We start from the raw sequence: 22,814 nt of genomic DNA, 5'->3' as shown, positions 1-22,814 counted from the left end.
TGACATGATCGAGGACATCTACCGGCTAGCCATATGAACTTCGCCCCTGCGGCATGGTCTGTGACGTCTGCACGACGTAAACGTACACCTCGGACGTTCAGATAGGTTGATCCGCCAAGTAACTGAAAACGAACGGATAGTCTCCGCGGCGTCAATTCTCGCCACGACGTCGTTAGTGTAAACTTTGTAAACTTTACGCCGCCGCCCGCACCGGCACCGACGCATTGTACAGGCTGGCCCCGCGCTCGTCGCGCAGGTCGAACGACAGCAGGTCGCCCGCCACCTGCACCATGCCGAACCCGGCAGCGGCGCGGCAGAAGCGCGTACCCTCGACCGCCACGACCGGCCGTGCCTCCATGCCGCCGCCGCACTGGATCATGTCGATCCCGTCGCGCCGGATATGCTGCAGGTCATGGTCGTGCCCGGCGATATAGGCCTGCACGCCATGCCGTTTCAGGATCGGCAGCACGCGCGCGATGATCTCCGGCTGGTCGCCATGTCCGCTCCCGCCCGACCGGATCGGATGATGCCCGGTCACGACCTTCCACTTGGCGCGCGATCCGGCCAGCGTCGCATCGAGCCACGCCAGTTGCGCATCGGTATCCTGCGACCGGGTATTGCTGCCGATCACCCCGTCGTTGCTCCGATACCGTTCGACGAACGGCGAGGTATCGATCGCGAGCAACTCGACATCGGCGCGCGCCAGCGCCGGATCGGCCACCCGGTAATAGCGCGCCGGCATCCGCCACCGCTTGCTGGTCGCGGCATAGTCGACCTGTGCCTGCGGATTGCCGCGATAGTCGTGATTGCCGAGCAGCGCATACCACGGCACCTGCAACGCCGGATGGGTATAGACCCCCTCGAACACCGACTGCCACAGCGGGTCGTCGACCGATTCCACCCCGTCGCTGTAGAAATTGTCGCCGATCGCCAGCACGAAATCGCTCCGCGCCGCCGCCGCCGCCCGGCCCATTGCCGCCGCGACATGGTGCTGTTCCGGCGTATCGCGCCCCCAGTCGCCGAGTACCGCGAAGCTGCACCCCTTGGGTGCCGCCCGCGCCTCGACCGGCGCTGCCAGCCCCGCCGCCCCGATGGCGAACCCGCCGAGCAGGGTACGGCGGTCGATACGGATGGTCATGGGGCAGGGGTCCTTGGTGGGAGCGAGGCCAGTCCCAAAGCCACGCGAATATGACGGGACGATGACCATCAATAGTGATCCCCCCTCCCCTTCACGGGAGGGGCTGGGGGAGGGGTAGCCCCAAGCGAACCGCCCAAAGAAAAGAGGCGCCGGGAGCCAACCCCCGACGCCTCCTGTCTCACGCGACGTGGCGAAGCCACGTCGTCGGTCCTCGCGTGGGCGAGGCCGGCCGACAGCGCGTATGGCGCTTTGCGCCACCGGCGGTCGGCACGACCGCCTTACGCGCTGTAGTACATGTCATATTCCACCGGGCTCGGCGTCATTTCCCACCGCGCCACTTCACCGTACTTGATCTCGACATAGGCCTCGATCTGGTCCTTCGAGAACACGTCGCCCTTCAGCAGGAAGTCGTGGTCGGCGGTCAGCGCTTCCAGCGCCTCGCGCAGCGACGCGCAGACGGTCGGCACGGCGGCGAGTTCGGCCGGCGGCAGGTCGTACAGGTTCTTGTCCATCGCTTCGCCCGGATGGATCTTGTTCTGGATGCCGTCCAGACCCGCCATCATCAGTGCCGCATAGGCGAGATAGGGGTTGGCCATCGCGTCGGGGAAGCGGATTTCCACGCGCTTCGCCTTCGGACCGGTGCCGTACGGAATGCGGCACGACGCCGAACGGTTGCGCGCCGAATAGGCGAGCAGCACCGGTGCCTCATAGCCCGGAACCAGCCGCTTGTAGCTGTTGGTCGACGGGTTGGTGAAGGCATTGAGCGCCTTGGCATGCTTGATGACACCGCCGATGAAATACAGGCACATGTCCGACAGGCCGGCATAGCCGTCGCCGGCGAACAGCGGGGTCTTGCCGTTCCAGATCGAGAAGTGGGTGTGCATCCCCGAGCCGTTATCTTCCTTGATCGGCTTGGGCATGAACGTCGCGGTCTTGCCATAGGCATGCGCGACCTGATGCACGACATACTTGTATATCTGCATGCGATCGGCAGTCGTGGTCAGCGTGCCGAAGGTCAGGCCCAGCTCGTGCTGCGCGGCGGCCACCTCATGGTGGTGCTTGTCGCACGGCAGGCCCATTTCGATCATGGTCGACACCATCTCGCCACGGATGTCGACGGCGCTGTCGACCGGGGCGACCGGGAAATAGCCGCCCTTGGCGCGCGGGCGGTGGCCCATGTTGCCGCTCTCATACTCGCGGCCCGAATTGCCCGGCAGTTCGATGTCGTCGATCTTGTAATAGCTCGACGAATAGGTGTTCTCGAACCGCACGTCGTCGAACATGAAGAATTCGGCTTCCGGCCCGACATAGACGGTGTCGCCGATGCCGGTGGTCTTGAGATACGCCTCGGCGCGCTTGGCGGTCGAGCGCGGATCGCGAGCGTACAGCTCACCCGTCACCGGATCGACGATGTCGCAGAACACGACCAGCATCGGCGTTGCCGAGAAGGGGTCGGTATACACTGCTTCCAGATCGGGCATGAGCGTCATGTCCGACTCGTTGATCGCCTTCCAGCCCTCGATCGAGCTGCCGTCGAACATCAGGCCGTCGGTGAACTCGTCCTCGCCCAGCAGCGAGGCGACCATGGTCAGATGCTGCCACTTGCCCTTGGGATCGGTGAAGCGAAGGTCGACCCACTCGATCTCCTCCTGCTGGATGCGCTTCAGGATGTCGCTGGCGGTAGTAGCCATGGAAACTGCCCTTTCTGAATGAAACCCCCGTTCCGGCGCAATCAATCGCCCCGGAACGCCCCGTTAATCGAAATAATGCTGCGCTGCGTCAGATCGCGTCGTCGTTGCGCTCGCCGGTGCGGATACGCAAGGCCGTCTCGACCGGAATGACGAAAATCTTGCCGTCGCCGATCCGGCCGGTCTGTGCGGCCGCGGCGATCGCCTCGACCACGCGCTCGGCCAGACCATCCTCGACCACGACTTCCAGCTTCACTTTGGGCAGGAAGTCGACGACATATTCCGCGCCGCGATACAGTTCGGTATGGCCCTTTTGCCGGCCGAAGCCCTTGGCTTCGGTCACGGTAATGCCGCTCACGCCGACTTCGTGCAGCGCCTCCTTCACCTCATCCAGCTTGAACGGCTTGATGATGGCTTCGATCTTTTTCATGCGCTTTGCCGATCCCCCGGACGTCGGCCCGCAGGGGCCGTTTGCATCCTGTTAATCAAATACCGTGCCAACAGGCGATTCGCCCTGTGGACGACCATCGGGCATCCGCGTGTCGCTGTCGATATTGCCCGCCGAAGGGGCAGCGTGCCCGGTTTTCGGGCAATCTGCTGTTACAGATACGGCGGCTTGGTGAATCCCATGGGGCTCAGCGTGAAGATCTCGCAACCATCGTCGGTGATGCCGATCGAATGTTCGAACTGCGCCGACAGCGACCGGTCGCGCGTCACCGCCGTCCACCCGTCGTCGAGCAGCTTCACATCCGGCCGGCCGATGTTGATCATCGGTTCGATGGTGAAGAACATGCCGGGCTTCAGTTCGGGACCCGTCCCCGGCCGCCCGGCGTGGATCACTTCGGGTGCATCGTGGAACAGCCGGCCGAGGCCATGGCCGCAAAAGTCGCGCACCACGCCATAGCGGTGCGATTCGGCATGGCGCTGGATCGCGTGCGCCACGTCACCCATGCGGTTGCCGGGCTTGGCCTGCTCGATGCCGATCATCAGGCATTCATAGGTCACGTCGACCAGCTTGCGCGCCTTGATCGGCACATTGCCGACCAGATACGTCCGGCTGCTGTCGCCATGCCATCCGTCGAGCAGCGGCGTGACGTCGATATTGGCGATGTCGCCGTCCTTCAGCGTCCGGTCGGACGGGATGCCGTGACACACGACGTGGTTGATCGAGATGCAGGTCGAATGGGCATAGCCGCGATAGCCGAGCGTGGCGGGCACCGCGCCGCCCTCGCGCATCAGGCGAAAGATGATCGCGTCCAGCTCGGCGGTGGTGACGCCGGGCACGACATGCGGCGTGATCGCGTCGAGGATATGCGCGGCGAGGCGTCCGGCGCGGCGCATCCCTTCGAACCCGGCGGCATCGTGCAGCTTGATCGCGCCGGTCCGCGCCAGCGGCGTGTCGGCAGTGACGGTCTGATAATCGTTCATGTCCAACCTATAGTGCGACACGACGCGCTATGCGAGGGCGCGACCACGCGCTATCCAGCCGATATGACGCACCGTATCTGGACCGCCGCCCTGCTCGTGATCGGTGACGAAATCCTGTCGGGCCGGACGCAGGACAAGAATATCGCGCAACTGGCGAGCTGGCTGAACGTGCAAGGCATCCGCCTCGCCGAAGTGCGCGTCGTCGCCGACCGCGAGGAAGCGATCGTCGAGGCGGTCAACATCCTGCGCGCGCGCAACGACTATCTGTTCACCACCGGCGGGATCGGCCCGACGCACGACGACATCACCGTCGATTCGATCGCGGCGGCGCTCGGCCGGCCGGTCGTGGTGCATCCCCAAGCCCGCGCGATCCTCGACGCCTATTACGCGACTCGCGGCGGCCTGACCGACGCGCGCCTCCGCATGGCGCGGGTGCCGGAGGGTGCCGACCTGATCGAGAACCGCATGTCGGGCGCGCCCGGTATCCATGTCGAGAATATCTTCATCATGGCCGGGGTGCCGCATATCGCGGCGGCGATGCTCGACAGCCTCACCGGCACGCTGGAGGGAGGGCTGCCCGTCGTCTCCGGCACGATCGGCTGCTGGGTGGGCGAGAGCGAGGTGGCCGACACGCTGCGCGACGTCGAAAAGGCGCATGGGGGCGTGGCGATCGGCAGCTATCCGTTCTTTCGCGAAGGCCGGACCGGCGCGAATTTCGTGGTGCGGGCGACCGATCGGGCGGTGGTCGACCAGTGCCTCGCCGATCTGGCCGAACGGCTGCGCGCCACGGGGCGGGACCCGGTCGAGGGGGGGATATGATCGCACCAACGCCTGTGCGAGCGCGGCCGCTGCGTATCCACGGCACGATCGCGCGCGACCTGGGCATCCGCATCGTCTCCGGCGCGGTGGCCCCGGGCGAGTTGCTTGATGGCGAGGTCGCGGCCAGCGGCAGCCTCAACGTTTCGCGCACCGCCTATCGCGAGGCGCTGCGGATGCTCGCCGCCAAGGGGCTGGTCGAATCGCGCCCCAAGACCGGAACGCGCGTGTCGCCGCGCGACCAGTGGCAATTGCTCGACCCCGATGTGCTGTCGTGGGTGTTCGATACCGAACCCGACGCGCGGCTGATCGGGAGCTTGTTCGAGTTGCGCAAGATCGTCGAGCCTGCCGCCGCGCAGTTCGCGGCGCTTCGCCGTGACAAGAATCACCTGTCGGTCATGCGGCAGGCGCTGGCCGACATGGCCGACCATACGCTGGCGACCGATGCCGGGCGCGACGCCGATCAGCGCTTCCATGCGGCGATGCTCGACGCCTCGGCCAATCCGTTCCTCGTGACGCTCACCAGCGGGGTCGGCGCGGCGGTGGCGTGGACGACGGTGTTCAAACAGCGCAACAGTCCGCTGCGCCGCGATCCGCTGCCCGATCACATCCGCGTGTTCGAGGCGGTCGAGGCGGGCGACGGTGCCGCCGCCCATGCCGCGATGACCGATCTGGTCGACATGGCGTTTCAGGACACGCGCGTCACGCTCCCGGCGTGACGGCGCTTGCCGTTGGCGTGGATGGGCGATAAGTCTGATTAATAACATTCAGGAGAGAGCGACGTTGGCTAACGCCCCGACCCGCATCGCGTTGGCCGGCATCGGCAAGATCGCGCGCGACCAGCATATCCCGCACATCGCGGCCAGCCCCGATTTCGAGCTGGTCGCCGCCGTCACCCGGCATGATCCGCCCGAAGGCGTGCCGGGATTCACCACCATCGCCGAGATGATGGCGGCGGTGCCGGGCGTTCAGGCGATCTCGATCTGCACCCCGCCGCGCGGCCGGCTGACGCTGATCGAGGAAGCGCTGGCCCACGGCCTCGACGTGATGGTCGAGAAGCCGCCGGCGGCGACGCTGAGCGAGGCGCAGGCGTTCGCCCGCGCGGCCGACGCGGCGGGCAAGGTATTGTTCGCGACATGGCATTCGCGCGAGGCGGCGGCGGTCGAACCCGCCCGCCAGTGGCTGGACGAGCGCACGATCACGCGGGTCGCGGTCAACTGGAAGGAGGATGTCCGGGTATGGCATCCGGGACAGGCGTGGATCTGGGAACCGGGGATCGGCGTGTTCGATCCGGGGATCAACGCGCTGTCGGTCATCACCCGCATCCTGCCGCGTCCGCTGCTGCTCGACACGGCCGAACTGCGCTTCCCGTCGAACCGCGATGCGCCGATCGCCGCCGATCTCGATTTCACCGATACGGCAGGCGTGCCGGTGCGAGTGGAGTTCGACTTCGACCAGACCGGGCCGCAGACATGGGACATCGATGTCGAAACCGATAACGGGTCGCTAAAACTGTCGATGGGCGCGTCCAAAATGGCGGTCGACGGCGTGGCGGTCGATGTCGGGGACGAGCCGGAATATGCCCGGCTGTATCGCCGCTTCGCGCAATGCCTGGCCGCGCGCGAAAGTGACGTCGATCTGTCGCCGTTCGTCCATGTCAACGATGCCTTCCTGCTCGGGCGGCGGGTGACGGTGGGCGAGTTCAGCGAATAGGGTGGGTTCGCGCGGAGGCGGCGTGGAGGGGCTGCGGCTTCTCTGCGGCGTCGCGCGGACGCCTAGGACCCCATCGCCGCGGCGATCGCATCCCTTGCCCGCGCCGCGACTGCCTTGCGCCCCATGCCCGCAGGATCGAACGGTTCGAGGAAATGGATCGTCAGCGGTACGTGACCCGGCCGTGCCAGTACCCGTACCGCGTTCGCGGTGCCCGGTTCGTCACCGACCCATGCGATCTCCCGGCCTGCTCCATAGTCGAGATAGACCGGCTGCACCCGGAGGCCCGGCGGGGGCGGATCGATCGCGCCGAGCAGCGCCGCCTTGAACGGCAGCAGCGTCGTCCCGTCGCCGGTCGTTCCTTCGGGAAACACCGTGACCGGATGATCCGCTGCCAATGCCTGGCGCAGCGTATCGATCTGCCGCGCGACGCCCAGCCGGTCGCCACGATCGACGAACAGCGTGTGGTTGAGCGTGCAGAGCCAGCCGACCAGCGGTGCGTCGCGCAACTCCCCCTTGGCGACGAAGGCGCTGCCGCTCGCCCCGGCGATGGCGAGGATGTCGAGCCAGCTTTGATGATTGGCGAGATACAGCACGTCGCGCGGCACCGGCGTGCCGACCACCCGCACCCGCGCGCCGACGATCCGGGCGATCCGCCCGAGAAAGCGCGGCGGCCATGGCGAGCGGCACCGGACCAGCCGCCAGCCGCTGTGCAGCACCAGATAGCCGAGCAGCGCCGCGAGCATCCCGCCCGCGCGCCGCAGCAATCGAAGGCGCGCGGAGAGGGGCAAGCGCCTCAGCCCTTGCGGTCGAGGCTGACGCCGTAGAGTTCCATGCGGTGATCGACCAGCCGGAAGCCCAGTCGCTCGGCGATCTGCTTTTGCAGCAGTTCCAGTTCGGGATCGACGAATTCGATCACCCGGCCGCTCTCGACGTCGATTAGATGATCGTGATGCGCCTCGGGCGCGGGTTCGTAGCGCGCTCGGCCATCACCGAAGTCGTGCCGGTCGAGGATGCCGGCCTCTTCGAACAGCCGCACGGTGCGATACACCGTGGCGATCGAGATGCCCGGATCGATCGCCGACGACCGTTCATAGACTTTTTCGACGTCGGGATGGTCTTCGGCTTCGGACAGGACGCGAGCGATCACCCGACGCTGTTCGGTGATGCGCAGCCCCTTTTGATGACAAAGCGCTTCGAGATCGATCTTGCGGGCCATGCGTTCCTGTGACTTCCCTGACGAATGCCCCCTTCTAACGCGCCGGTCGCGTCAGCGGAAGCCCCGCATCAGCGCGTGCGGCGCTGCGTTCCCAAGCCGATCTTCTTGGCGAGGTCGCGGCGCTGCTCGGCATAGTTGGGTGCGACCATCGGATAATCGGCGGGCAGGTTCCACTTGGCGCGATACTGGTCGGGGGTCAGGTCGTAATGCGTCATCAGATGCCGTTTGAGCATCTTGAGTTTCCGCCCATCCTCCAGACAGACGATATAGTCGGGCCTGATCGAGTTGCGCACCGGCACCGCCGGATCAGCACGTACCGGCGTTTCCTCAGGCGTGGTGCCAAGGCCGTGCAGCGCGTGATGGACGCTGCGGATCAATTGCGGGATGTCCGCGACCTCGACATTGTTGTTGCTGACATGGGCCGCGACGATGTCGGCGGTGAGGGCGATGAGCGTGTCGTCCCGCTCCGCTTGGAGTTCCATGGTCTTCCTTACCGTTACGCTGCGGCAAAACTGGCGCCGTGCGCACGCTATCGACGCGGATGCCGGGCCGCGCAATAATATTCGCTACTTTTTTGGAAGTTTCACGACGCAATCGGGCAGACATAGGTATGCGCGTCGAACCGCTCGCCTTGCGTCCCGGCATAATAACCGCGCCGCTCGCCCCGTTTCACGAAACCGGCCCGCAGATACAGGCGGGTGGCGGGATTGTTCGCGCGCATTTCGAGGCAGATCTGCACCGCGCCGCGTGTCGCCGCGCCAGCGATCGCTTCGTTCAGCAGTGTCGTGCCGATGCCATGGCCACGCCGTTCGGGCAGGACCGCGATCAGCAGCAATTCGGCATCGCCCGCGATCGCCCGGCTGAGCGCGAAGCCGACCACGTCGTCGTCGAGACAGGCGAGCGTCAGCCAGACTCCGGGCAGCGACATCATGCCAAGGCACTGGGCCGGCGTCCATGCCTCGCCATAGCGCGGGTCGAAGGCGCTGCGCATGACCCGGTCGACCGCTCCGATCATCGCTGGCGTACCGGCGATCAGCGTTACGGGATCGCGCGTGTCGCTCACGCGGCCACGCTCGGCACTGCGTCGGGTGCGCGGCCGTAGAGCGGGGCGGGGGGCAGGGTGCGCAGCGCTCCGGGCAAGAGACCGACGTCGCCCGCATCGGGCAAGCGATCGTCATGGCCAAGCGTCGGGTCCGCCAGCCGCAGCCGGGCGACGCCTTGTCCGACGGCGCGCCGTCCGGCGAGCCATGTAACCGCATCGGCGGGCTTGCGCGAGGCGATCGGCTCCAGCGGCGTCAGGTCGGCGTCAAACGCCTGCTGGAACACCTCGCCATGTCCGCCGTCGAGCACCGCGACGATCGCGTCGCCCGGTCGCCCGGCCAGCGCGGCGGCGGCGATGAGCGCCAGCGACGAATAGCCCTGCACCGGGACGCCCCAGCCGATCCCCAGCCCGCGCGCCGCCGCGAGGCCGACGCGCACCCCGGTAAAGCTGCCCGGCCCGCAATCGACGAGGATGCGGTCGGCACGGCCACCACCGGGCAGCGCGCCGATCATCGGCACCAGCCGTTCGGCATGACCGCGCCCGACCACCGCATGGTCGCGCGCGATCACCCGGTCGCCTTCCAGCAGGGCGACCGAACAGGCGGCGGTCGCGGTTTCGATCACCAGGGTGCGCACCGGCGAAGCGTCAGGCGATCCAGTTGAACTTGGCGAAGTCCGGCCGTGGCGAGCGCGGATGCAGCGTGTCCGTATCGCCATAGCCCAGCGTGGCGATGAAGTTGGCCGTCACCGACGGTGTCTCAGCGAAGAACGCCTTGTCGACCGCGCCGGCATCGAACCCCGACATCGGCCCGGTATCCAGCCCCAGCGCCCGCGCGGCGAGGATCAAATAGGCCCCCTGCAGCGACGAATTGCGAAAGGCGGAGGCGGCGCGCAGTTCAGCATTGCCGTCGAACCACGACTTCGCATCGGTGTGCGGGAACAGTTCGGGCAGATATTGATGGAACTCGCGGTCCATGCCGATGATCGCCGTGACCGGCGCGGCGCGGACCTTGTCCGGGTTGGCGCCGGTACAGCATGCTGCCAGCCGGTCTTTCGCGTCCTGCGACACGCACCACACGATCCGCGCCGGCAACTGGTTGGCGCTGGTCGGGCCCCATTTCATCAGGTCCCAGATGTCGTGGAGCACGGCTTCGTCGACCGACCGGTCGGTATAGTGGTTGAAGGTGCGGGCACCGCGGAACAGCGTATCGAGCGCCTGATCGTCGAGCTTGGCCATCAGACTGCACGGACCTCCGTTACTTCAGGAACATAATATTTGAGCAACTGCTCGATCCCGTTCTTCAGCGTCGCGCTGGATGAGGGGCAGCCGGCACAGGCGCCCTGTAATTGCAGATACACCTTGCCCTGATCGAACCCGCGATAGACGATGTCGCCGCCATCGTTGGCGACGGCGGGGCGGACCCGCGTCTCGATCAATTCCTTGATCTGTTCGACGATGTCGGCGTCGGCCGGATCGTCGCCGAAGCTCGCGTCGTCGGCCGGTACGGAAAAGCCCGCCGCCGGGGCGGCATGGAACAACGGCATCCGCCCGCCGAAATGGTCGAGCATCAACGCCAGCACATCGGGCTTGAGATCGGACCATTCGCTGCCCGGCGCCTTTGTCACCGACACGAAATCGCGCCCGAAGAACACGCCCACCACATCGCCGAGCGCAAATAGCTGCGTCGCGAGCGGCGACGCCTCGGCCTCTTCGGGCGAGGCGAAGTCGCGGGTGCCGCTGTCCATCACCGCCTGTCCCGGCAGGAACTTCAGGGTGGCAGGGTTGGGCGTCGGTTCGGTTTCGATCAACATGGCCGCCATTTGGCGCGCGCGTCCGACCGGATCAAGGGCCGCCCGCCGGAAACGCAACGTTCGCGAAAGCGGCCAAGCCGTTGCAACGGCGTAACGGACTGTCTAGGCCCGGTGGCGATGCTTGTAAGGAACGAACGCGCGATGATCGACAGGCACCTGGCAAAATTGCGCGCCCGCGACACGATCTCGGCGGAGGAAGAGGCGGTGATCCGCCAGTCGTTCGGTGAGGTGCGGGTCGTTCCGGCGGGCACCACCTGTATCCGCGCGGGCGAACGGTTGACGTTCAGCACGCTGCTGCTCGACGGGTTCATGTGCCGTTACAAGGACTTGCCGGGTGGTGAACGGCAGATCACCGAAGTGCATACCGCGGGCGATTTCCTCGACCTGCACAGTTTTTCGCTAAAGCAGCTCGACCATAATATCATGGCGCTGACCGCCAGCCGCGTGGTGCTGATGCCGCACACCGCATTGACGGCGATCACCGAACATCACCCGCATCTGGCACGGGTCTACTGGTTCCTGACCGCGCTGGACGCCGCGATCCACCGCGAATGGGTGTTGTCGCTCGGGCGGCGCACCGCGATCGAGCGGATCGCGCATTTGGTGTGCGAACTGCGCGTGCGGCTGGGGCTGGTCGATCAGGCCGACGACAGCGGGTTCGACCTGCCGCTCACGCAGACCGACTTGTCGGACTGCACCGGGCTGACGCCGGTCCATGTCAACCGGACGCTGCGCGACCTGCGCGAACGGGGATTGATGGAGTTCCGTAGCAAGCGGGTGACGATCCACGACATGGCCGGGCTGATCGCGCTGGCCGAGTTCGACGACAATTACCTCTATCTCCGCCGCGAGGCGCGATAAAGCTTAGCGGGGGCTGAACCGGAGCGGCGATCCGGCTTTATCTTTCAGGGCGTTCGTCGATACTGGTGGCGGCGTTGCATCGGCGCTACACCCCGGTCCATGGCATCCATCGTTCGTTTGGCCATGGGCGCGTGTTCCGCCCTGGCCCTGATCGCCGCGCCGCTTGTCGCGCAGACCGCTCCCCCGGCATCGTCGCCCGTTCCTGCCCGGCAGCTTCCACCGCTCGAACCGGTGGCGCAGGGGCCGGACACGCCCTGGCTGTTCAAGGGCAGCGACATTCCGCCCGACCGGTCGTGGACCTATGGCGTGCTGTCCAACGGCCTGAAATATGCCGTGCGCAAGAATGGCGTGCCGCCGGGGCAGATCGCGATCCGCGTCGCGATCGGCACGGGGTCGCTGATGGAAACCGACAATGAACGCGGCTTCGCTCATCTGATCGAGCATCTGTCGTTCCGGGGATCGGTGCATGTGCCCGATGGCGAATCGAAGCGGGTGTGGCAGCGCCTCGGCGTCACCTTCGGGTCGGACAGCAATGCGTCGACCAGCTTCACCCAGACGGTCTACAAGCTCGACCTGCCCGCCGCGACGCCCGCCGGGCTCGATGAGAGCATGAAGATCCTGTCGGGCATGATGACCGAGCCGACGCTGAGCCAGACGGCGCTCGACGCCGAACGGCCGGTGGTGCTGTCCGAACAGCGCGAACAGCCCGGCCCACAGGTGCGGATGGGCGATGCCACCCGCGCGCTGTTCTTCGCCGGGCAGCCGCTCGCCGACCGGTCGCCGATCGGCAACGTCGAGACGTTGCAGGCCGCGACCGCCGCCAGCGTGAAGGCGTTCCACGACCGCTGGTATCGACCCGACCGCGCGATCATCGTGATCGCGGGCGATGCCGATCCGGCGATCCTCGAAGCGGCGGTGAAGAAGCATTTCGCCGGCTGGACCGGCACCGGCCCGGCTCCGGCCGACCCGAAGTTCGGCGCACCGGTCGCCGGCAAGCCCGTCGCCGCCGTCACCGCCGAGCCGGCGGTGCCGCCACTGGTCCAGATGGCGGTGCTGCGGCCGTGGACCGTGGGCGACGATACCATCGTGTTCAATCAGGATCGGATGATCGACCAGATCGGCCTGCGCATCCTGAACCGCCGGCTGGAGAGCCGGGCGCGGGCGGGGGCGAGTTATATCTCGGCCGGCGCGAACCTCGACGATGTGTCGCGGTCGGCGAATATCACGCAGGTGTCGATCCTGCCGGTCGGCGACGACTGGGCGGCGGCGCTGCGCGACGTGCGCCAGACGATTGCCGACGCGATGCGCACCGCGCCGACCCAAGCGGAGATCGACCGCGAAGTGGGCGAAATCCGCGCCGGCATGGAAAACGAGGTCCGCACCGCACCGGTGACGGCGGGCGCGCTGCTCGCCGACAATCTGATCGCGGCGACCGACATCCGCGAGACGGTGGCCGGCCCGGAAACCTCGCTGCGCATCTTCGAAGGCGCAGTGACCAAGCGGTTCTTCACGCCCGCGCGCGTGCTGGCAGCGACGAAGAAGGTGTTCGCCGGCACCGCCACCCGCGCGCTGGTCAACACCCGCACCCCGGACCCGACCGCGCAGGCAAAGCTGACGACCGCGCTGTCGGCGAAGCTGACCGCCAGCGCCGCCAGCCGCACGCGACAGGCGGCGATCGGCTTCGACCGGCTGCCCGCACTTGGCAAGCCCGGCACGATCACCCAGCGCAGCATGGCGCTGGCCGATCCGCCGGTCGAACGGGTCGACTTCGCCAACGGATCGTCGCTGCTGCTGTTTCCCAACGAATCGGAGACAGGCAAGGTCTATGTCCGGGTCCGCTTCGGCCGGGGGCTGAACGCGCTGCCCGCCGATCGCACGACGCCCGCCTTCGCCGCCGATCTGGCGCTGGTGAGTTCGGGCATCCAGACGCCCAAGGGCGTGCTCGGGCAGGAGGAGCTCGACCGGATGACCGGTGGGCGGCAGATCGGGCTGTCGTTCGGGATCGACGAGGACGCCTTTACCCTGTCGGGCGTCACCACCGCCGCCGACCTGACCGACCAGCTCCGGCTGATCGCGGCCAAGCTGCAATCGCCGGCATGGGACCCCAAGCCGGTCGCGCGCGCGCGGGCGGTGATGCTGGCGGGCTATGACGGGCTGGGTTCGTCGCCCGACGGGGTGATGGCGCGCGACCTCGACGGGTTGCTCCACGCCGGCGATCCGCGCTGGGGCTCGCCCGACCGCAAGGCGATCGAGGCGCTGAATGCCGCGTCGTTCAAGGCGCTGTGGGCGCCGCTGCTCGCCTCCGGCCCGATCGAGGTGCAGGTGTTCGGCGACGTGACGCAGGCGGCGGCCGTCGATGCGGTCGCGGCGACGATCGGGGCGATGGCCCCGCGCAGCGCCGCCGCCACCCCACCGCCGCCGGTCCGTTTCCCGGCGCACGTTGCGCAGCCGGTTACGCGCACGCACAGCGGCCAGCCTAATCAGGCGGCGGCGGCGATCGCGTGGCCGACCGGCGGCGGCAGCGCCGGCCTGACCGAAAGCCGCAAGCTGGAAGTGCTGGCGGCGGTGTTCCGCGACCGGCTGCTCGACCGGCTGCGCAGCCAGGCGGGGGTCAGCTATTCGCCCAACGTCGACAATGGCTGGCCGGTCGGCTTGGCCGGTGGCGGACGGATCATGGCGATCGGCATGGTCCCGCCCGATCGCACCGACTATTTCTTCACGCTGGTGCGCGAGATCGCGGCCGATCTGGTCAAGACCCCGGTGCCGGCCGACGAACTGGACCGGGCCAAGCTGCCGGTCGTGCAGTTGATCGCGCGGATGTCGAGCGGCAACATGTTCTGGATGAACCAGACGGCGGGCGGCACGCGCGACCCGGTGCGGCTGACGGCGATTCCCGGTCTGGCCGGCGATATACGGGGGACGACCCCGGCGGAGTTGCAGGCGCTGGCCGCGAAATATCTGGTGCCGGGCAAGGACTGGTCGATGGTCGTCGTGCCGGAGAAGAAGTGAGGGGATACGTCTGAAAGCGCCGGGAGAGGCGCGCTATCCTGAAAGGAACGTCACCCCGGACTTGTTCCGGGGTCCACGGCTCGGCGATCGGTATGCCCTGAATCTCGATTGACCGCGTTGGCGACTAGGTGGACCCCGGAAAAAGTCCGGGGTGACGATGCGCGCCTGAATGTCGATCCGCTCTGGCACCGCTTGAGGCCACGGCCTTCGCCAGGGCGACGTTTCCGTGCAGATGATCGAATGCCGGCGCTGCACACAGCGGTTCAGGCGGTCGCCGCCACCCGCTTCGGCGTGGCGGTGGCGACGGCCACGGCCCATACCGCGAAGCCGCCCAAGGCCAGTCCGGCACCGACCAGACCGGTCGAGGTCCAGCCATAGCCGGCGGCGATCGCCAGACCGCCGGCCCACGGGCCGATGGCGTTGGCGGTGTTGAACGCGGAGTGGTTGAGCGAGGCGGCGAGGCTCTGCCCGTCGTGGGCGATGTCCATCAACCGCGTCTGGAGCACGGTGCCGAGCGCGCCGCCGATGCCGATCAGGAACACGATGGCCAGCATCGACCAGAGCTGCCCCGCCGCCAGCGGATAGAGCGCGAGCGTCGCCGCGCTCCACAGCAACAGGCCGCCGGCAGTCGGCATCAGCGCGCGATCAGCGAAGCGGGGCACGACGATGTTGCCGATCGTCATGCCGATGCCGAACACCGCCAGCACGACCGGGACCATCGCCGGTCCGCTGCCCGTCACCTCGATCAGCGTCGAGGCGAGATAGGTGTAGACGGCGAACATGCCGCCGAAACCGATCGCGCCGATGCCGAGCGTCAGCCACAGTTGCGACGAGCGCAGCACGCGCAATTGCCCGAGCGGGCTGGCCTGCGGGTCCCCCGAATCGCGCGGGGCGGCCCATGCGATCATCGCCATCGTCGCGGCGGCGAGCACCGCCACCACGCCGAACCCCCAGCGCCAGCCGAGCCATTGCCCGAGCGCATTGGCGAACGGCACGCCGACGATCGTCGCGGTCGTCAGGCCGAGCATCACCCGCCCGATCGCCTGCGTCCGCTTTTCGGGCGGCACCAGCGATGCCGCGACCAGCGCGGCGATCCCGAAATAGGCACCATGCGGCAACCCGCTGAAGAAGCGCGCCACCAGCATCGCATCATAGGTGGGGGCGAGCGCGCTGGCCGCATTGGCGATGCCGAAGCAGGCCATCAGCGCGATTAGCAGCGTCCGCCGCGCCATGCGCGCACCCAGCACCGCGAGCAACGGCGCGCCGACGACGACACCCAGCGCATAGGCGCTGATGACATGGCCGGCGGTGGTCTCGTCGATGCCGAGACCGGGCGCGAAGAAGGGCACGAGGCTCATCGTCGCGAATTCGGTCGTCCCGATCGCGAACCCGCCGAGCGCGAGCGCGAGGTGGACGAGGGCGGGGGATCGTTGGGCAGACATGCGACAGGCTCCATTTGCTGCATCGCAGCATTTCCATCGGGCCATATGGGAGACGTCGCGTCGCGATCAACCTTTCGTAGCAGGGCCGTCCGATCGCCACCGGTCGTCATCGAACCGACCCACGAATGCCCCGCGCGCGTCATCCGATCCGCCTAGCGGCCCGGAGCGGGAACAACATTACTATCGGGGAAAGCATGTCCATTTCATTCTGGTTCGCCAGCGTCGCGCCACTGGCGCTGATCGCGCAGCAGGCCGCCGCCCGCGACGTGCCGGTGGCCGCGCCCGACGTGCCGACGACCGAACCGGTCGCGGCGGATGGCGAGGGGGACGAGATCGTCGTGCTGGGCTTTGGCCAGACGCGACAGGTGCAGACGATCACCGCCGCCGATCTGGAACGGCTGACCCCCGGCACCTCGCCGCTGAAAGCCGCCGCCAAGCTGCCCGGCGTTAATTTCCAGTCGGCTGATGCGTTCGGCGCCTATGAATGGTCGACGCGGATCAGCCTGCGCGGGTTCAACCAGAACCAGTTGGGCTTCACGCTCGACGGCGTGCCGCTGGGCGACATGAGCTATGGCAACGTCAACGGCCTGCATGTCAGCCGCGCGGTGATCTCCGAAAATCTCGCCTCGACCACGGTGGCGCAGGGGGCGGGTGCGCTCGGCACCGCGTCGACCAGCAATCTGGGCGGCACGCTGGCGTTCGTCAGTCGTACGCCGTCGGACGATGCCGATCTGGTGGCGTCGGGCACCTATGGCAGCAACGACACCATCCGTGCCTTCGCACGGATCGACAGCGGCGATCTGGGCGGCGGGCTGAAGGGCTATCTGTCCTACGGCTATCTGACGACCGACAAGTGGAAGGGTTTCGGCACGCAGCGCCAGCATCAGGCGAACGCCAAGCTGGTGAAAGAGATCGACACGCGCGGCAGCATCACCGCCTTCGTCAATTTCTCCGACCGGCGCGAGAACGACTATCAGGACCTGAGCTACGACATCATCGCCCGGCGCGGGCTGCGCGCGGACAATATCAGCAACGACTATCCGCTCGCGGTGCAGATCGGCAAGGTCTACCAGAATCAGGTGGCGCGCAACGGCTATGCCGCCGCCAACAACGGATCGATGACGGGCTTCGTCGCGCCATGGACCGGGGCGGGGTTCACCTTTCCGGCCGGGTTCGGCACGGTCGACGATGCCTATTACGACGCGGCCGGGCTGCGGCGCGACTGGCTGGGCGGGTTCACCGTCGATGCGAAGCTGACCGAGGCGTTGTCGCTCACCTCGACCAGCTATTATCACCATAACAAGGGGCAGGGGTCGTGGATCACCCCCTATTCGCCGACCCCGGCCGGCGCGCTCGGTCCCGATGGCGTGGCGCTGGCGGCATCGGCGACCTCGACCGCTGGCCTCGCCTCGCCGCTCGGCTTTCGTACCACCGAATATGGCATCGACCGGGCGGGCAATCTGACCCGTATCGCACTGACCACCGGGCCGAACCGGTTCGAGGTCGGCGGCTGGGTCGAGAGCAACAGCTTCCAGCAGGCGCGGCGCTTCTATGGCATGAACGACGGCGCGACTGCGATCCGCAACGCGCGCGATTTCCAGGGCAATGCGTATCGCACGCAATGGGACGGGAAGTACGATACCGCGACGCTGCAATATCATGTCGCTGACACGCTCGATCTGGGCGACCTGACCTTGAGCGGCGGATGGAAGGGGATGCGCGTGCAGAACCGCGCCAACCTGCGCGTCGGCACGCTGGTCGCCGGTCGAATCGAGGCGCGCGACTGGTTCCTGCCGCAGGCCGCCGCGCTCTATCGCCTCGGCGCAGGGGCGGAAGTGTTCGCGAGCTATACCGAGAATATGCGCGCGTTCGTCTCCTCGGCGACGACGGGTCCGTTCGCGACGACGCAGAACGGGTTCGACGCGATCCGCTCGACGTTGAAGCCGGAACGCTCGACGACGATTGAGGGTGGCGTGCGGCTGCGATCGGGCGGGTTGCAGCTTTCGGCGGTCGGCTATCATGTCGATTTCGCCGACCGGCTGCTCGGCTTCGCCAATGGCGCGGGGATCATCGGCAACCCGCCGACGCTGAACAACGCCGGCAGCGTGCGCAGCTATGGCGCCGAACTGGCGGCGAGCTACCGCGTGATGCGGCCGCTGACGCTGTTCGCCAGCTATTCGTACAACAAGGCGACCTATCAGGACGATGTCCGCAATGCCGCCGGCGTGGTGTTGCAGCCGATCGCGGGCAAGACCGTGGTCGACACGCCCGAACATATGGCCAAGGGCGAGATCGCCTATGACGACGACCGTTTCTTCGCGCGGGTCGGTGGCGATTACATGTCGAAGCGCTACTTCACCTATCTGAACGACCGGTCGGTCGGTGCGCGAGTGCTGGTGGACGCCAGCATCGGCTATCGCCTGACCGGTGCCGGTGGCGTGCTGGAGGGGCTCGCGATCGAGGGGAGCGTGACCAACCTGACCGACAAGGCCTATGTCGCGACGGTCGGCAGCAACGGCTATACCGCGAGCGGCGACAACCAGACGCTGCTGGCGGGCGCGCCGCGCCAGTGGTTCGTGACGCTGCGTCGCGGGTTCTGATGCGGGGCGGGGGCGGCGTGGTGCCGCCCCCGGCCTAGCCGACGGGTGGCGCGACCGGCAGGTGTCGCGCCATTCGTGCTTTCAGCAATGCGACCAACTCCGGCTGCATGAAGTCGTAATCATCGGGGATTTCGAGGCAGACGATCCGCTTGCCGTTCAAACTGCGGCGGAAATGGCGCTGCACCTTGTTGCGGTGCGCGCGTTCCATCACGAAGATCGTGTCGGCCCAGTCGACCAGTTCGTCGGTCAGCGGGTTCTCCGCATCGTGGTTGGTTCCGGCCGAACTGACCTCGATTCCCTCGACATCGGCGAAGATCTGTTCGGCGGTGGGGCTGCGCAGCTTGTTCTGGCTGCACACGAACAGGAAGTTCCTCATCCACGGTACAGCGCGTCGAGCCGTTCGCCATAGACGTCCTTCAACACATGGCGGCGGATCTTCAGGCTCGGCGTCAGTTGCTGGTTCTCGATCGCGAAGGGTTCGTCGGCGATGATGAAGCGGCGAATGCGTTCCGTCACCGACAGGTCCTTGTTGACCCGTTCGACCGCCGCGCCCAGCGCGGCGCGATAATCGCTGTCCTCGCGCAGCCGGGCGAAGTCGCAGCGCGCGCCGCCCTTCGCGCAGAAGCGCTGGGTCCATTCGGCGTCGGGCACGATCACCGCGACCATATAGGGCCGTCGGTCGCCGACGATCATCGCCTGCGCAATCTCGTCCTGCAACGTCAGCATCCCCTCGACCTTCTGCGGGGCGACATTGTCGCCCTTGTCGTTGACGATGATGTCCTTCTTGCGATCGGTGATGCGGATGCGGCCCTTCGCGTCGATTTCGCCGATGTCGCCGGTGTGAAGCCAGCCGTCTTTCAGCACCCGCGCGGTTTCGGCGTCGTTGCGCCAGTATCCGTGCATCACCAGTTCGCCGCGCACGAGGATTTCGCCGTCTTCGGCGATACGCACTTCGGTCTCGGCGAGCGGCGGGCCGACCGTGTCCATCCTGAGGCCGGCTTTGGGGCGGTTGCACGAGATGACCGGCGCGGCCTCGGTCTGGCCATAGCCTTGTAGGAAGGTGAGGCCGAGCGACTGGAAGAACAGGCCGACCTCGGGGGTGAGCGGGGCGCCGCCCGATACCATCGCCTTCAGCCGTCCGCCGAAGCGTTTGGCGATTTTCGGTTTCAGCAGCGTGTCGACCAGCAGCTTGGCGGGATAGTCGGTCAGCGCCGGGCCGTTCTCGCGCCCGCCGATCGCGATCGCGCGGTCGAGCAGCCAGCCCGACAGCCTGCCCTGTTTCTGCACGCCCTTGGCGATGCGGGTGCGCAGCACTTCGAACAGGCGGGGGACGACGACCATGATCGTCGGGCGGACCTCCTCGATATTGCTCGCCAGCTTGTCGAGGCCCTCGCTGTAATAGATCTGCCCGCCCAGCCCGATCGGGAAATGTTGCCCGCCGGTATGTTCATAGGCGTGGCTGAGCGGCAGGAACGACAGGAAGACCTCGTCGCCCCAGCCGAAATCTTCCGAGATGACAGTGCAGCAGCCGTTGACGTTGTGCAGGATCGCGCCGTGGTGCTGCATCACGCCGCGCGGGCTCCCGCCGGTGCCCGAGGTGTAGATGATGCACGCCAGGTCGCCGCGCGCGAAATCGGCGCGGGCGGCGATCGTCGCCGGATCGGCGGGATGGTCGGCGATCAGCGTGTGCCAGTCGTGGAATTCGAGGCTGCCGTGCTGCGCGTTGCGCATCGGCTCGATCATGATGATCTTTTCCGACGATTGCGAGGCGTTGAGCGCTGCCGGAAGCACGGTGCGCGCCAGCTTCTCGGTCGACACGATGATCGCGCAGGCGCCCGAATTCTCGATGATATGCGCATGGTCGCGCACGGTGTTGGTGACATAGGTCGGCACGGTCACGCAGCCCGCCGCCATGATCGCCAGATCGCTGATGCACCATTCGGGGCGGTTTTCGCTGACCAGCATTACCCGGTCGCCCCGGTTCAGCCCGATCGCCCGCAACGCATTGGCCAGCGCGGCGACCTGCCGCGCGGCATCGGCCCAACTGATGCTGTGCCACGTACCCTGCCGCTTGGACCACAGGAACGGGGCGTCGCCGCGCTCGGCGGCGCGTGCGAAGAACATCGCGACCAGATTGGGGAAATGTTCCAGTTGCCGGGCCATCATATGTCCTTCTCCTGACCGCTGGTTTAGGCAGCGCTCGGGCACACGGCAATGTTCCTGTGGCGGTGGCGGGCCGGCTTGGCTAAGCCCTTGCTCCATGAGGATCATCGCCACCGCGCTCACCGCCGCCCTCGCGTTCTCGCTTGGCGGTTGTTTCGGAATAGGACGGCCGCGCACCGCCGCCGCCGATGCCCCCGTCGCCCGGCCCGCCGCCGCCGCTCCCGCCGCCACGCAGCAGAAGTTCGTCGTCGCCGCCAACCGGCAGGCGGCAGAAGCGGGGATGGCGGTGTTGCGCAAGGGCGGCAGCGCTATCGACGCGGCGATCGCGGTGCAGGCGATGCTGTCGCTGGTCGAACCGCAAAGCTCAGGGATCGGCGGCGGCGCGTTCCTGACCTATTTCAACGCAAAGACCGGCAAGGTCGAAATCTTCGACGGGCGCGAAACCGCCCCGGCGGGCGCCGCGCCGACGATGTTCCTTGGGAGCGATGGCCAGCCGATGCCGTTCGCGCAAGCCGTGGTCAGCGGCCGCGCGACCGGGGTTCCGGGCGTGGTGCGGATGCTGGCGACCGCGCATGGCGATCACGGTACGCTGCGCTGGCGCGACTTGTTCGACGATGCCGAGCGCGCGGCGGGCAAGGGCTTCCTCGTCTCGCCGCGTCTCGGCCGGTTCCTTGCCGGCAAGTCGCCGCAGCTCGCGACCGACGACGTGAAGCGCTATTTCGGGACGAAGGGCGGCGGCTTCGTCACTGCCGGCACGCGGATCAAGAACCCGCGCTATGCCGACTTCCTCGAACGGCTCGCCAAACGGGGGCCGGACGCGCTCTATACCGGCAGGACGGCGGAGGCGATCGTCGCGGCGACGACCACCGGCAGCCTGCCGGGCACGATGACGCTGGCCGATCTCACCGGCTACCGTGCGGTCAAGCGCGCGCCGCTGTGCGGCAACTGGCGCGTCTATATCGTCTGCACGCCGCCGCCGCCGTCGTCGGGCGTCGGCCTGCTCGAACTGCTCGCGATCCTCGGGCGGACCGACATCGACACGCGGGGGCCGAACGATCCGCAGGCATGGTATCTCTTCGCTGAGGCGAGCCGGCTGATGTATGCCGATCGCGACCGGTATGTCGGCGATCCGGCATTCGTCACCGTGCCGATCGCCGGACTGCTCAGCCCGACCTATATCGCCGATCGCGCGAAGCTGATCGGTCCGGTCGCCGGACCTGCGCCTGTGGCGGGCGTGCCGGCGGGTACGGTGACGGCGGGGATCGATTCGACGCTGGAGCCGACCGGCACCTCGCACTTCATCGTCGGCGATGCGGCGGGCAATGTCGTATCGATGACCACCACGGTCGAAAGCTTCTTCGGCAGCGGGCGAATGGTCGACGGTTTCTTCCTCAACAACCAGATGACCGATTTCGCCTTTGCCCCGCGCGATGCGCAGGGGCGGGCGGCGGCCAATGCGGTGGCGCCGGGCAAGCGGCCGCGATCGTCGATGACGCCGCTGGTGATGATCGACCGCGGCGGCAAGTTCGCCGGCGCGCTGGGATCGGCCGGGGGCAATGCGATCCTCGCCTATGTCGGCAAGTCGCTGGTCGGCGCGGTCGAATGGAAGCTGCCGATGCAGCAGGCGCTGGCGTTGCCGAACCTCGTCGCCAAGGGGGACGGGTTTCAGGGCGAGGTGACGAAGTTCCCGCCCGCCGTGCTGTCGGCGCTGGCGGCGCGCGGCGTGCGGGTGCAGCCGGGGCAGGGCGAGGATTCGGGGCTGCACGGCGTCATCGTGCGCGATGGGCGGATCGACGGCGGCTATGATCCGCGACGTGAGGGTGTGGTGTTGGTGGAGTAGGTTTTCCCACCGTCGTCATTCCCGCGCAGGCGGGAATCCATAGCCGC

Annotated in this window: 21 protein-coding genes; 7 read left to right on the top strand and 14 right to left on the bottom strand. The window is 67.2% G+C overall.

All coding sequences use genetic code 11. The features are described from left to right. Nucleotides 1–193: 193 nt before the first annotated feature. The 4 genes from ASE78_RS13405 to map form a co-directional block, all read right to left on the bottom strand. A complete protein-coding gene (locus tag ASE78_RS13405) occupies nt 194–1,138 on the bottom strand; it encodes a metallophosphoesterase (RefSeq protein WP_056497864.1) in 945 nt (314 codons plus the stop codon). Nucleotides 1,139–1,416: 278 nt separating this feature from the next. Next, nucleotides 1,417–2,829 (bottom strand): type I glutamate--ammonia ligase, encoded by a 1,413-nt coding sequence (gene glnA / locus ASE78_RS13400; RefSeq protein WP_055759622.1) that lies wholly within the window; start codon nt 2,827–2,829, stop codon nt 1,417–1,419. An 88-nt stretch (nt 2,830–2,917) separates the two neighbouring features. Continuing rightward, nucleotides 2,918–3,256: a P-II family nitrogen regulator gene (locus ASE78_RS13395; protein WP_055759592.1), complete on the bottom strand. Its 339-nt coding sequence runs from the start codon at nt 3,254–3,256 to the stop codon at nt 2,918–2,920. A gap of 170 nt (nt 3,257–3,426) precedes the next feature. Next, nucleotides 3,427–4,254: a type I methionyl aminopeptidase gene (gene map / locus ASE78_RS13390; protein WP_056497863.1), complete on the bottom strand. Its 828-nt coding sequence runs from the start codon at nt 4,252–4,254 to the stop codon at nt 3,427–3,429. A gap of 63 nt (nt 4,255–4,317) precedes the next feature. On the opposite strand from map, the gene ASE78_RS13385 reads away from it, so the two are divergent. The 3 genes from ASE78_RS13385 to ASE78_RS13375 all read left to right on the top strand — a co-directional run bounded on the left by ASE78_RS13385 (nt 4,318) and on the right by ASE78_RS13375 (nt 6,783). Beyond that, entirely contained in the window at nt 4,318–5,073 is a 756-nt protein-coding gene (locus ASE78_RS13385) for a competence/damage-inducible protein A (RefSeq protein ID WP_056497959.1), read from the top strand. Beyond that, nucleotides 5,070–5,789 carry a FadR/GntR family transcriptional regulator gene (locus tag ASE78_RS13380; RefSeq protein ID WP_055759630.1) on the top strand — a complete coding sequence of 240 codons (720 nt, stop codon included), beginning with the start codon at nt 5,070–5,072 and terminating at the stop codon, nt 5,787–5,789. The genes ASE78_RS13385 and ASE78_RS13380 overlap by 4 nt, the downstream gene beginning before the upstream one ends. A 64-nt stretch (nt 5,790–5,853) precedes the next feature. After that, nucleotides 5,854–6,783 (top strand): Gfo/Idh/MocA family protein, encoded by a 930-nt coding sequence (locus ASE78_RS13375; protein WP_056497862.1) that lies wholly within the window; start codon nt 5,854–5,856, stop codon nt 6,781–6,783. A 62-nt stretch (nt 6,784–6,845) separates the two neighbouring features. Here ASE78_RS13375 and ASE78_RS13370 read toward each other — a convergent pair whose 3' ends face one another. The 7 genes from ASE78_RS13370 to ASE78_RS13340 form a co-directional block, all read right to left on the bottom strand. Then, entirely contained in the window at nt 6,846–7,547 is a 702-nt protein-coding gene (locus ASE78_RS13370; protein WP_235515056.1) for a lysophospholipid acyltransferase family protein, read from the bottom strand. Nucleotides 7,548–7,576: 29 nt separating this feature from the next. Further along, nucleotides 7,577–7,999, bottom strand: coding sequence for a Fur family transcriptional regulator (locus ASE78_RS13365; protein WP_055759636.1), 423 nt, complete (start codon nt 7,997–7,999; stop codon nt 7,577–7,579). 68 nt (nt 8,000–8,067) lie between these two features. After that, nucleotides 8,068–8,481 (bottom strand): MucR family transcriptional regulator, encoded by a 414-nt coding sequence (locus tag ASE78_RS13360; protein WP_055759639.1) that lies wholly within the window; start codon nt 8,479–8,481, stop codon nt 8,068–8,070. Between the two features lie 101 nt (nt 8,482–8,582). Continuing rightward, complete coding sequence (locus tag ASE78_RS13355) at nt 8,583–9,062, bottom strand: GNAT family N-acetyltransferase (protein WP_235515053.1); 480 nt, start codon at nt 9,060–9,062, stop codon at nt 8,583–8,585. Next, nucleotides 9,059–9,676, bottom strand: coding sequence for a tRNA (adenosine(37)-N6)-threonylcarbamoyltransferase complex dimerization subunit type 1 TsaB (gene tsaB / locus ASE78_RS13350; protein ID WP_056497859.1), 618 nt, complete (start codon nt 9,674–9,676; stop codon nt 9,059–9,061). The genes ASE78_RS13355 and tsaB overlap by 4 nt, the downstream gene beginning before the upstream one ends. 10 nt (nt 9,677–9,686) lie before the next feature. Further along, nucleotides 9,687–10,277 (bottom strand): malonic semialdehyde reductase, encoded by a 591-nt coding sequence (locus ASE78_RS13345; protein ID WP_200911059.1) that lies wholly within the window; start codon nt 10,275–10,277, stop codon nt 9,687–9,689. Beyond that, complete coding sequence (locus ASE78_RS13340) at nt 10,277–10,852, bottom strand: NifU family protein (protein ID WP_056497958.1); 576 nt, start codon at nt 10,850–10,852, stop codon at nt 10,277–10,279. The genes ASE78_RS13345 and ASE78_RS13340 overlap by 1 nt, the downstream gene beginning before the upstream one ends. Nucleotides 10,853–10,993: 141 nt before the next feature. On the opposite strand from ASE78_RS13340, the gene ASE78_RS13335 reads away from it, so the two are divergent. Together ASE78_RS13335 and ASE78_RS13330 are read left to right on the top strand one after the other, a co-directional pair. Beyond that, nucleotides 10,994–11,713, top strand: a complete 720-nt coding sequence (locus tag ASE78_RS13335) for a Crp/Fnr family transcriptional regulator (RefSeq protein WP_055759650.1) — start codon at nt 10,994–10,996, stop codon at nt 11,711–11,713. Between the two features lie 99 nt (nt 11,714–11,812). Beyond that, nucleotides 11,813–14,722: a M16 family metallopeptidase gene (locus ASE78_RS13330; RefSeq protein ID WP_082467206.1), complete on the top strand. Its 2,910-nt coding sequence runs from the start codon at nt 11,813–11,815 to the stop codon at nt 14,720–14,722. Between the two features lie 263 nt (nt 14,723–14,985). Here the strand turns inward: ASE78_RS13330 and ASE78_RS13325 are convergent, their stop codons facing one another. Next, nucleotides 14,986–16,164, bottom strand: a complete 1,179-nt coding sequence (locus ASE78_RS13325) for an MFS transporter (protein WP_056497856.1) — start codon at nt 16,162–16,164, stop codon at nt 14,986–14,988. A 194-nt stretch (nt 16,165–16,358) separates the two neighbouring features. Here ASE78_RS13325 and ASE78_RS13320 point away from each other — a divergent pair, with 194 nt between their 5' ends. Beyond that, a complete protein-coding gene (locus tag ASE78_RS13320; RefSeq protein ID WP_056497855.1) occupies nt 16,359–18,764 on the top strand; it encodes a TonB-dependent receptor in 2,406 nt (801 codons plus the stop codon). A gap of 34 nt (nt 18,765–18,798) precedes the next feature. On the opposite strand, the gene ASE78_RS13315 is transcribed toward ASE78_RS13320, so the two are convergent. After that, nucleotides 18,799–19,140, bottom strand: coding sequence for a low molecular weight protein tyrosine phosphatase family protein (locus ASE78_RS13315; RefSeq protein WP_055759662.1), 342 nt, complete (start codon nt 19,138–19,140; stop codon nt 18,799–18,801). Further along, nucleotides 19,137–20,927, bottom strand: a complete 1,791-nt coding sequence (locus ASE78_RS13310) for an AMP-dependent synthetase/ligase (RefSeq protein WP_056497957.1) — start codon at nt 20,925–20,927, stop codon at nt 19,137–19,139. The genes ASE78_RS13315 and ASE78_RS13310 overlap by 4 nt, the downstream gene beginning before the upstream one ends. A gap of 97 nt (nt 20,928–21,024) precedes the next feature. Here ASE78_RS13310 and ggt point away from each other — a divergent pair, with 97 nt between their 5' ends. Beyond that, entirely contained in the window at nt 21,025–22,767 is a 1,743-nt protein-coding gene (ggt, locus tag ASE78_RS13305; protein WP_056497854.1) for a gamma-glutamyltransferase, read from the top strand. Nucleotides 22,768–22,814 lie beyond the last annotated feature (47 nt).

The sequence above is a fragment of the Sphingomonas sp. Leaf25 genome (assembly GCF_001421635.1).
Lineage (GTDB): Bacteria > Pseudomonadota > Alphaproteobacteria > Sphingomonadales > Sphingomonadaceae > Sphingomonas.
The sequence above is the reverse complement of the archived record's forward strand: the minus strand, read 5'-3'. Positions and strand labels throughout refer to the sequence as shown.

Bases quoted from the DNA above. Each gene is read 5' to 3' on its own strand.
- ASE78_RS13365 (WP_055759636.1), bottom strand. From the start codon at position 7,999: ATGGCCCGCAAGATCGATCTCGAAGCGCTTTGTCATCAAAAGGGGCTG.
- ASE78_RS13315 (WP_055759662.1), bottom strand. From the start codon at position 19,140: ATGAGGAACTTCCTGTTCGTGTGCAGCCAGAACAAGCTGCGCAGCCCC.
- ASE78_RS13385 (WP_056497959.1), top strand. From the start codon at position 4,318: ATGACGCACCGTATCTGGACCGCCGCCCTGCTCGTGATCGGTGACGAA.
- ASE78_RS13360 (WP_055759639.1), bottom strand. From the start codon at position 8,481: ATGGAACTCCAAGCGGAGCGGGACGACACGCTCATCGCCCTCACCGCC.
- ASE78_RS13405 (WP_056497864.1), bottom strand. From the start codon at position 1,138: ATGACCATCCGTATCGACCGCCGTACCCTGCTCGGCGGGTTCGCCATC.
- ASE78_RS13325 (WP_056497856.1), bottom strand. From the start codon at position 16,164: ATGTCTGCCCAACGATCCCCCGCCCTCGTCCACCTCGCGCTCGCGCTC.
- ASE78_RS13345 (WP_200911059.1), bottom strand. From the start codon at position 10,277: ATGGCCAAGCTCGACGATCAGGCGCTCGATACGCTGTTCCGCGGTGCC.
- ASE78_RS13320 (WP_056497855.1), top strand. From the start codon at position 16,359: ATGTCCATTTCATTCTGGTTCGCCAGCGTCGCGCCACTGGCGCTGATC.
- ASE78_RS13340 (WP_056497958.1), bottom strand. From the start codon at position 10,852: ATGTTGATCGAAACCGAACCGACGCCCAACCCTGCCACCCTGAAGTTC.
- ASE78_RS13335 (WP_055759650.1), top strand. From the start codon at position 10,994: ATGATCGACAGGCACCTGGCAAAATTGCGCGCCCGCGACACGATCTCG.
- ggt (WP_056497854.1), top strand. From the start codon at position 21,025: ATGAGGATCATCGCCACCGCGCTCACCGCCGCCCTCGCGTTCTCGCTT.
- ASE78_RS13310 (WP_056497957.1), bottom strand. From the start codon at position 20,927: ATGGCCCGGCAACTGGAACATTTCCCCAATCTGGTCGCGATGTTCTTC.
- glnA (WP_055759622.1), bottom strand. From the start codon at position 2,829: ATGGCTACTACCGCCAGCGACATCCTGAAGCGCATCCAGCAGGAGGAG.
- map (WP_056497863.1), bottom strand. From the start codon at position 4,254: ATGAACGATTATCAGACCGTCACTGCCGACACGCCGCTGGCGCGGACC.
- ASE78_RS13330 (WP_082467206.1), top strand. From the start codon at position 11,813: ATGGCATCCATCGTTCGTTTGGCCATGGGCGCGTGTTCCGCCCTGGCC.
- ASE78_RS13380 (WP_055759630.1), top strand. From the start codon at position 5,070: ATGATCGCACCAACGCCTGTGCGAGCGCGGCCGCTGCGTATCCACGGC.
- ASE78_RS13395 (WP_055759592.1), bottom strand. From the start codon at position 3,256: ATGAAAAAGATCGAAGCCATCATCAAGCCGTTCAAGCTGGATGAGGTG.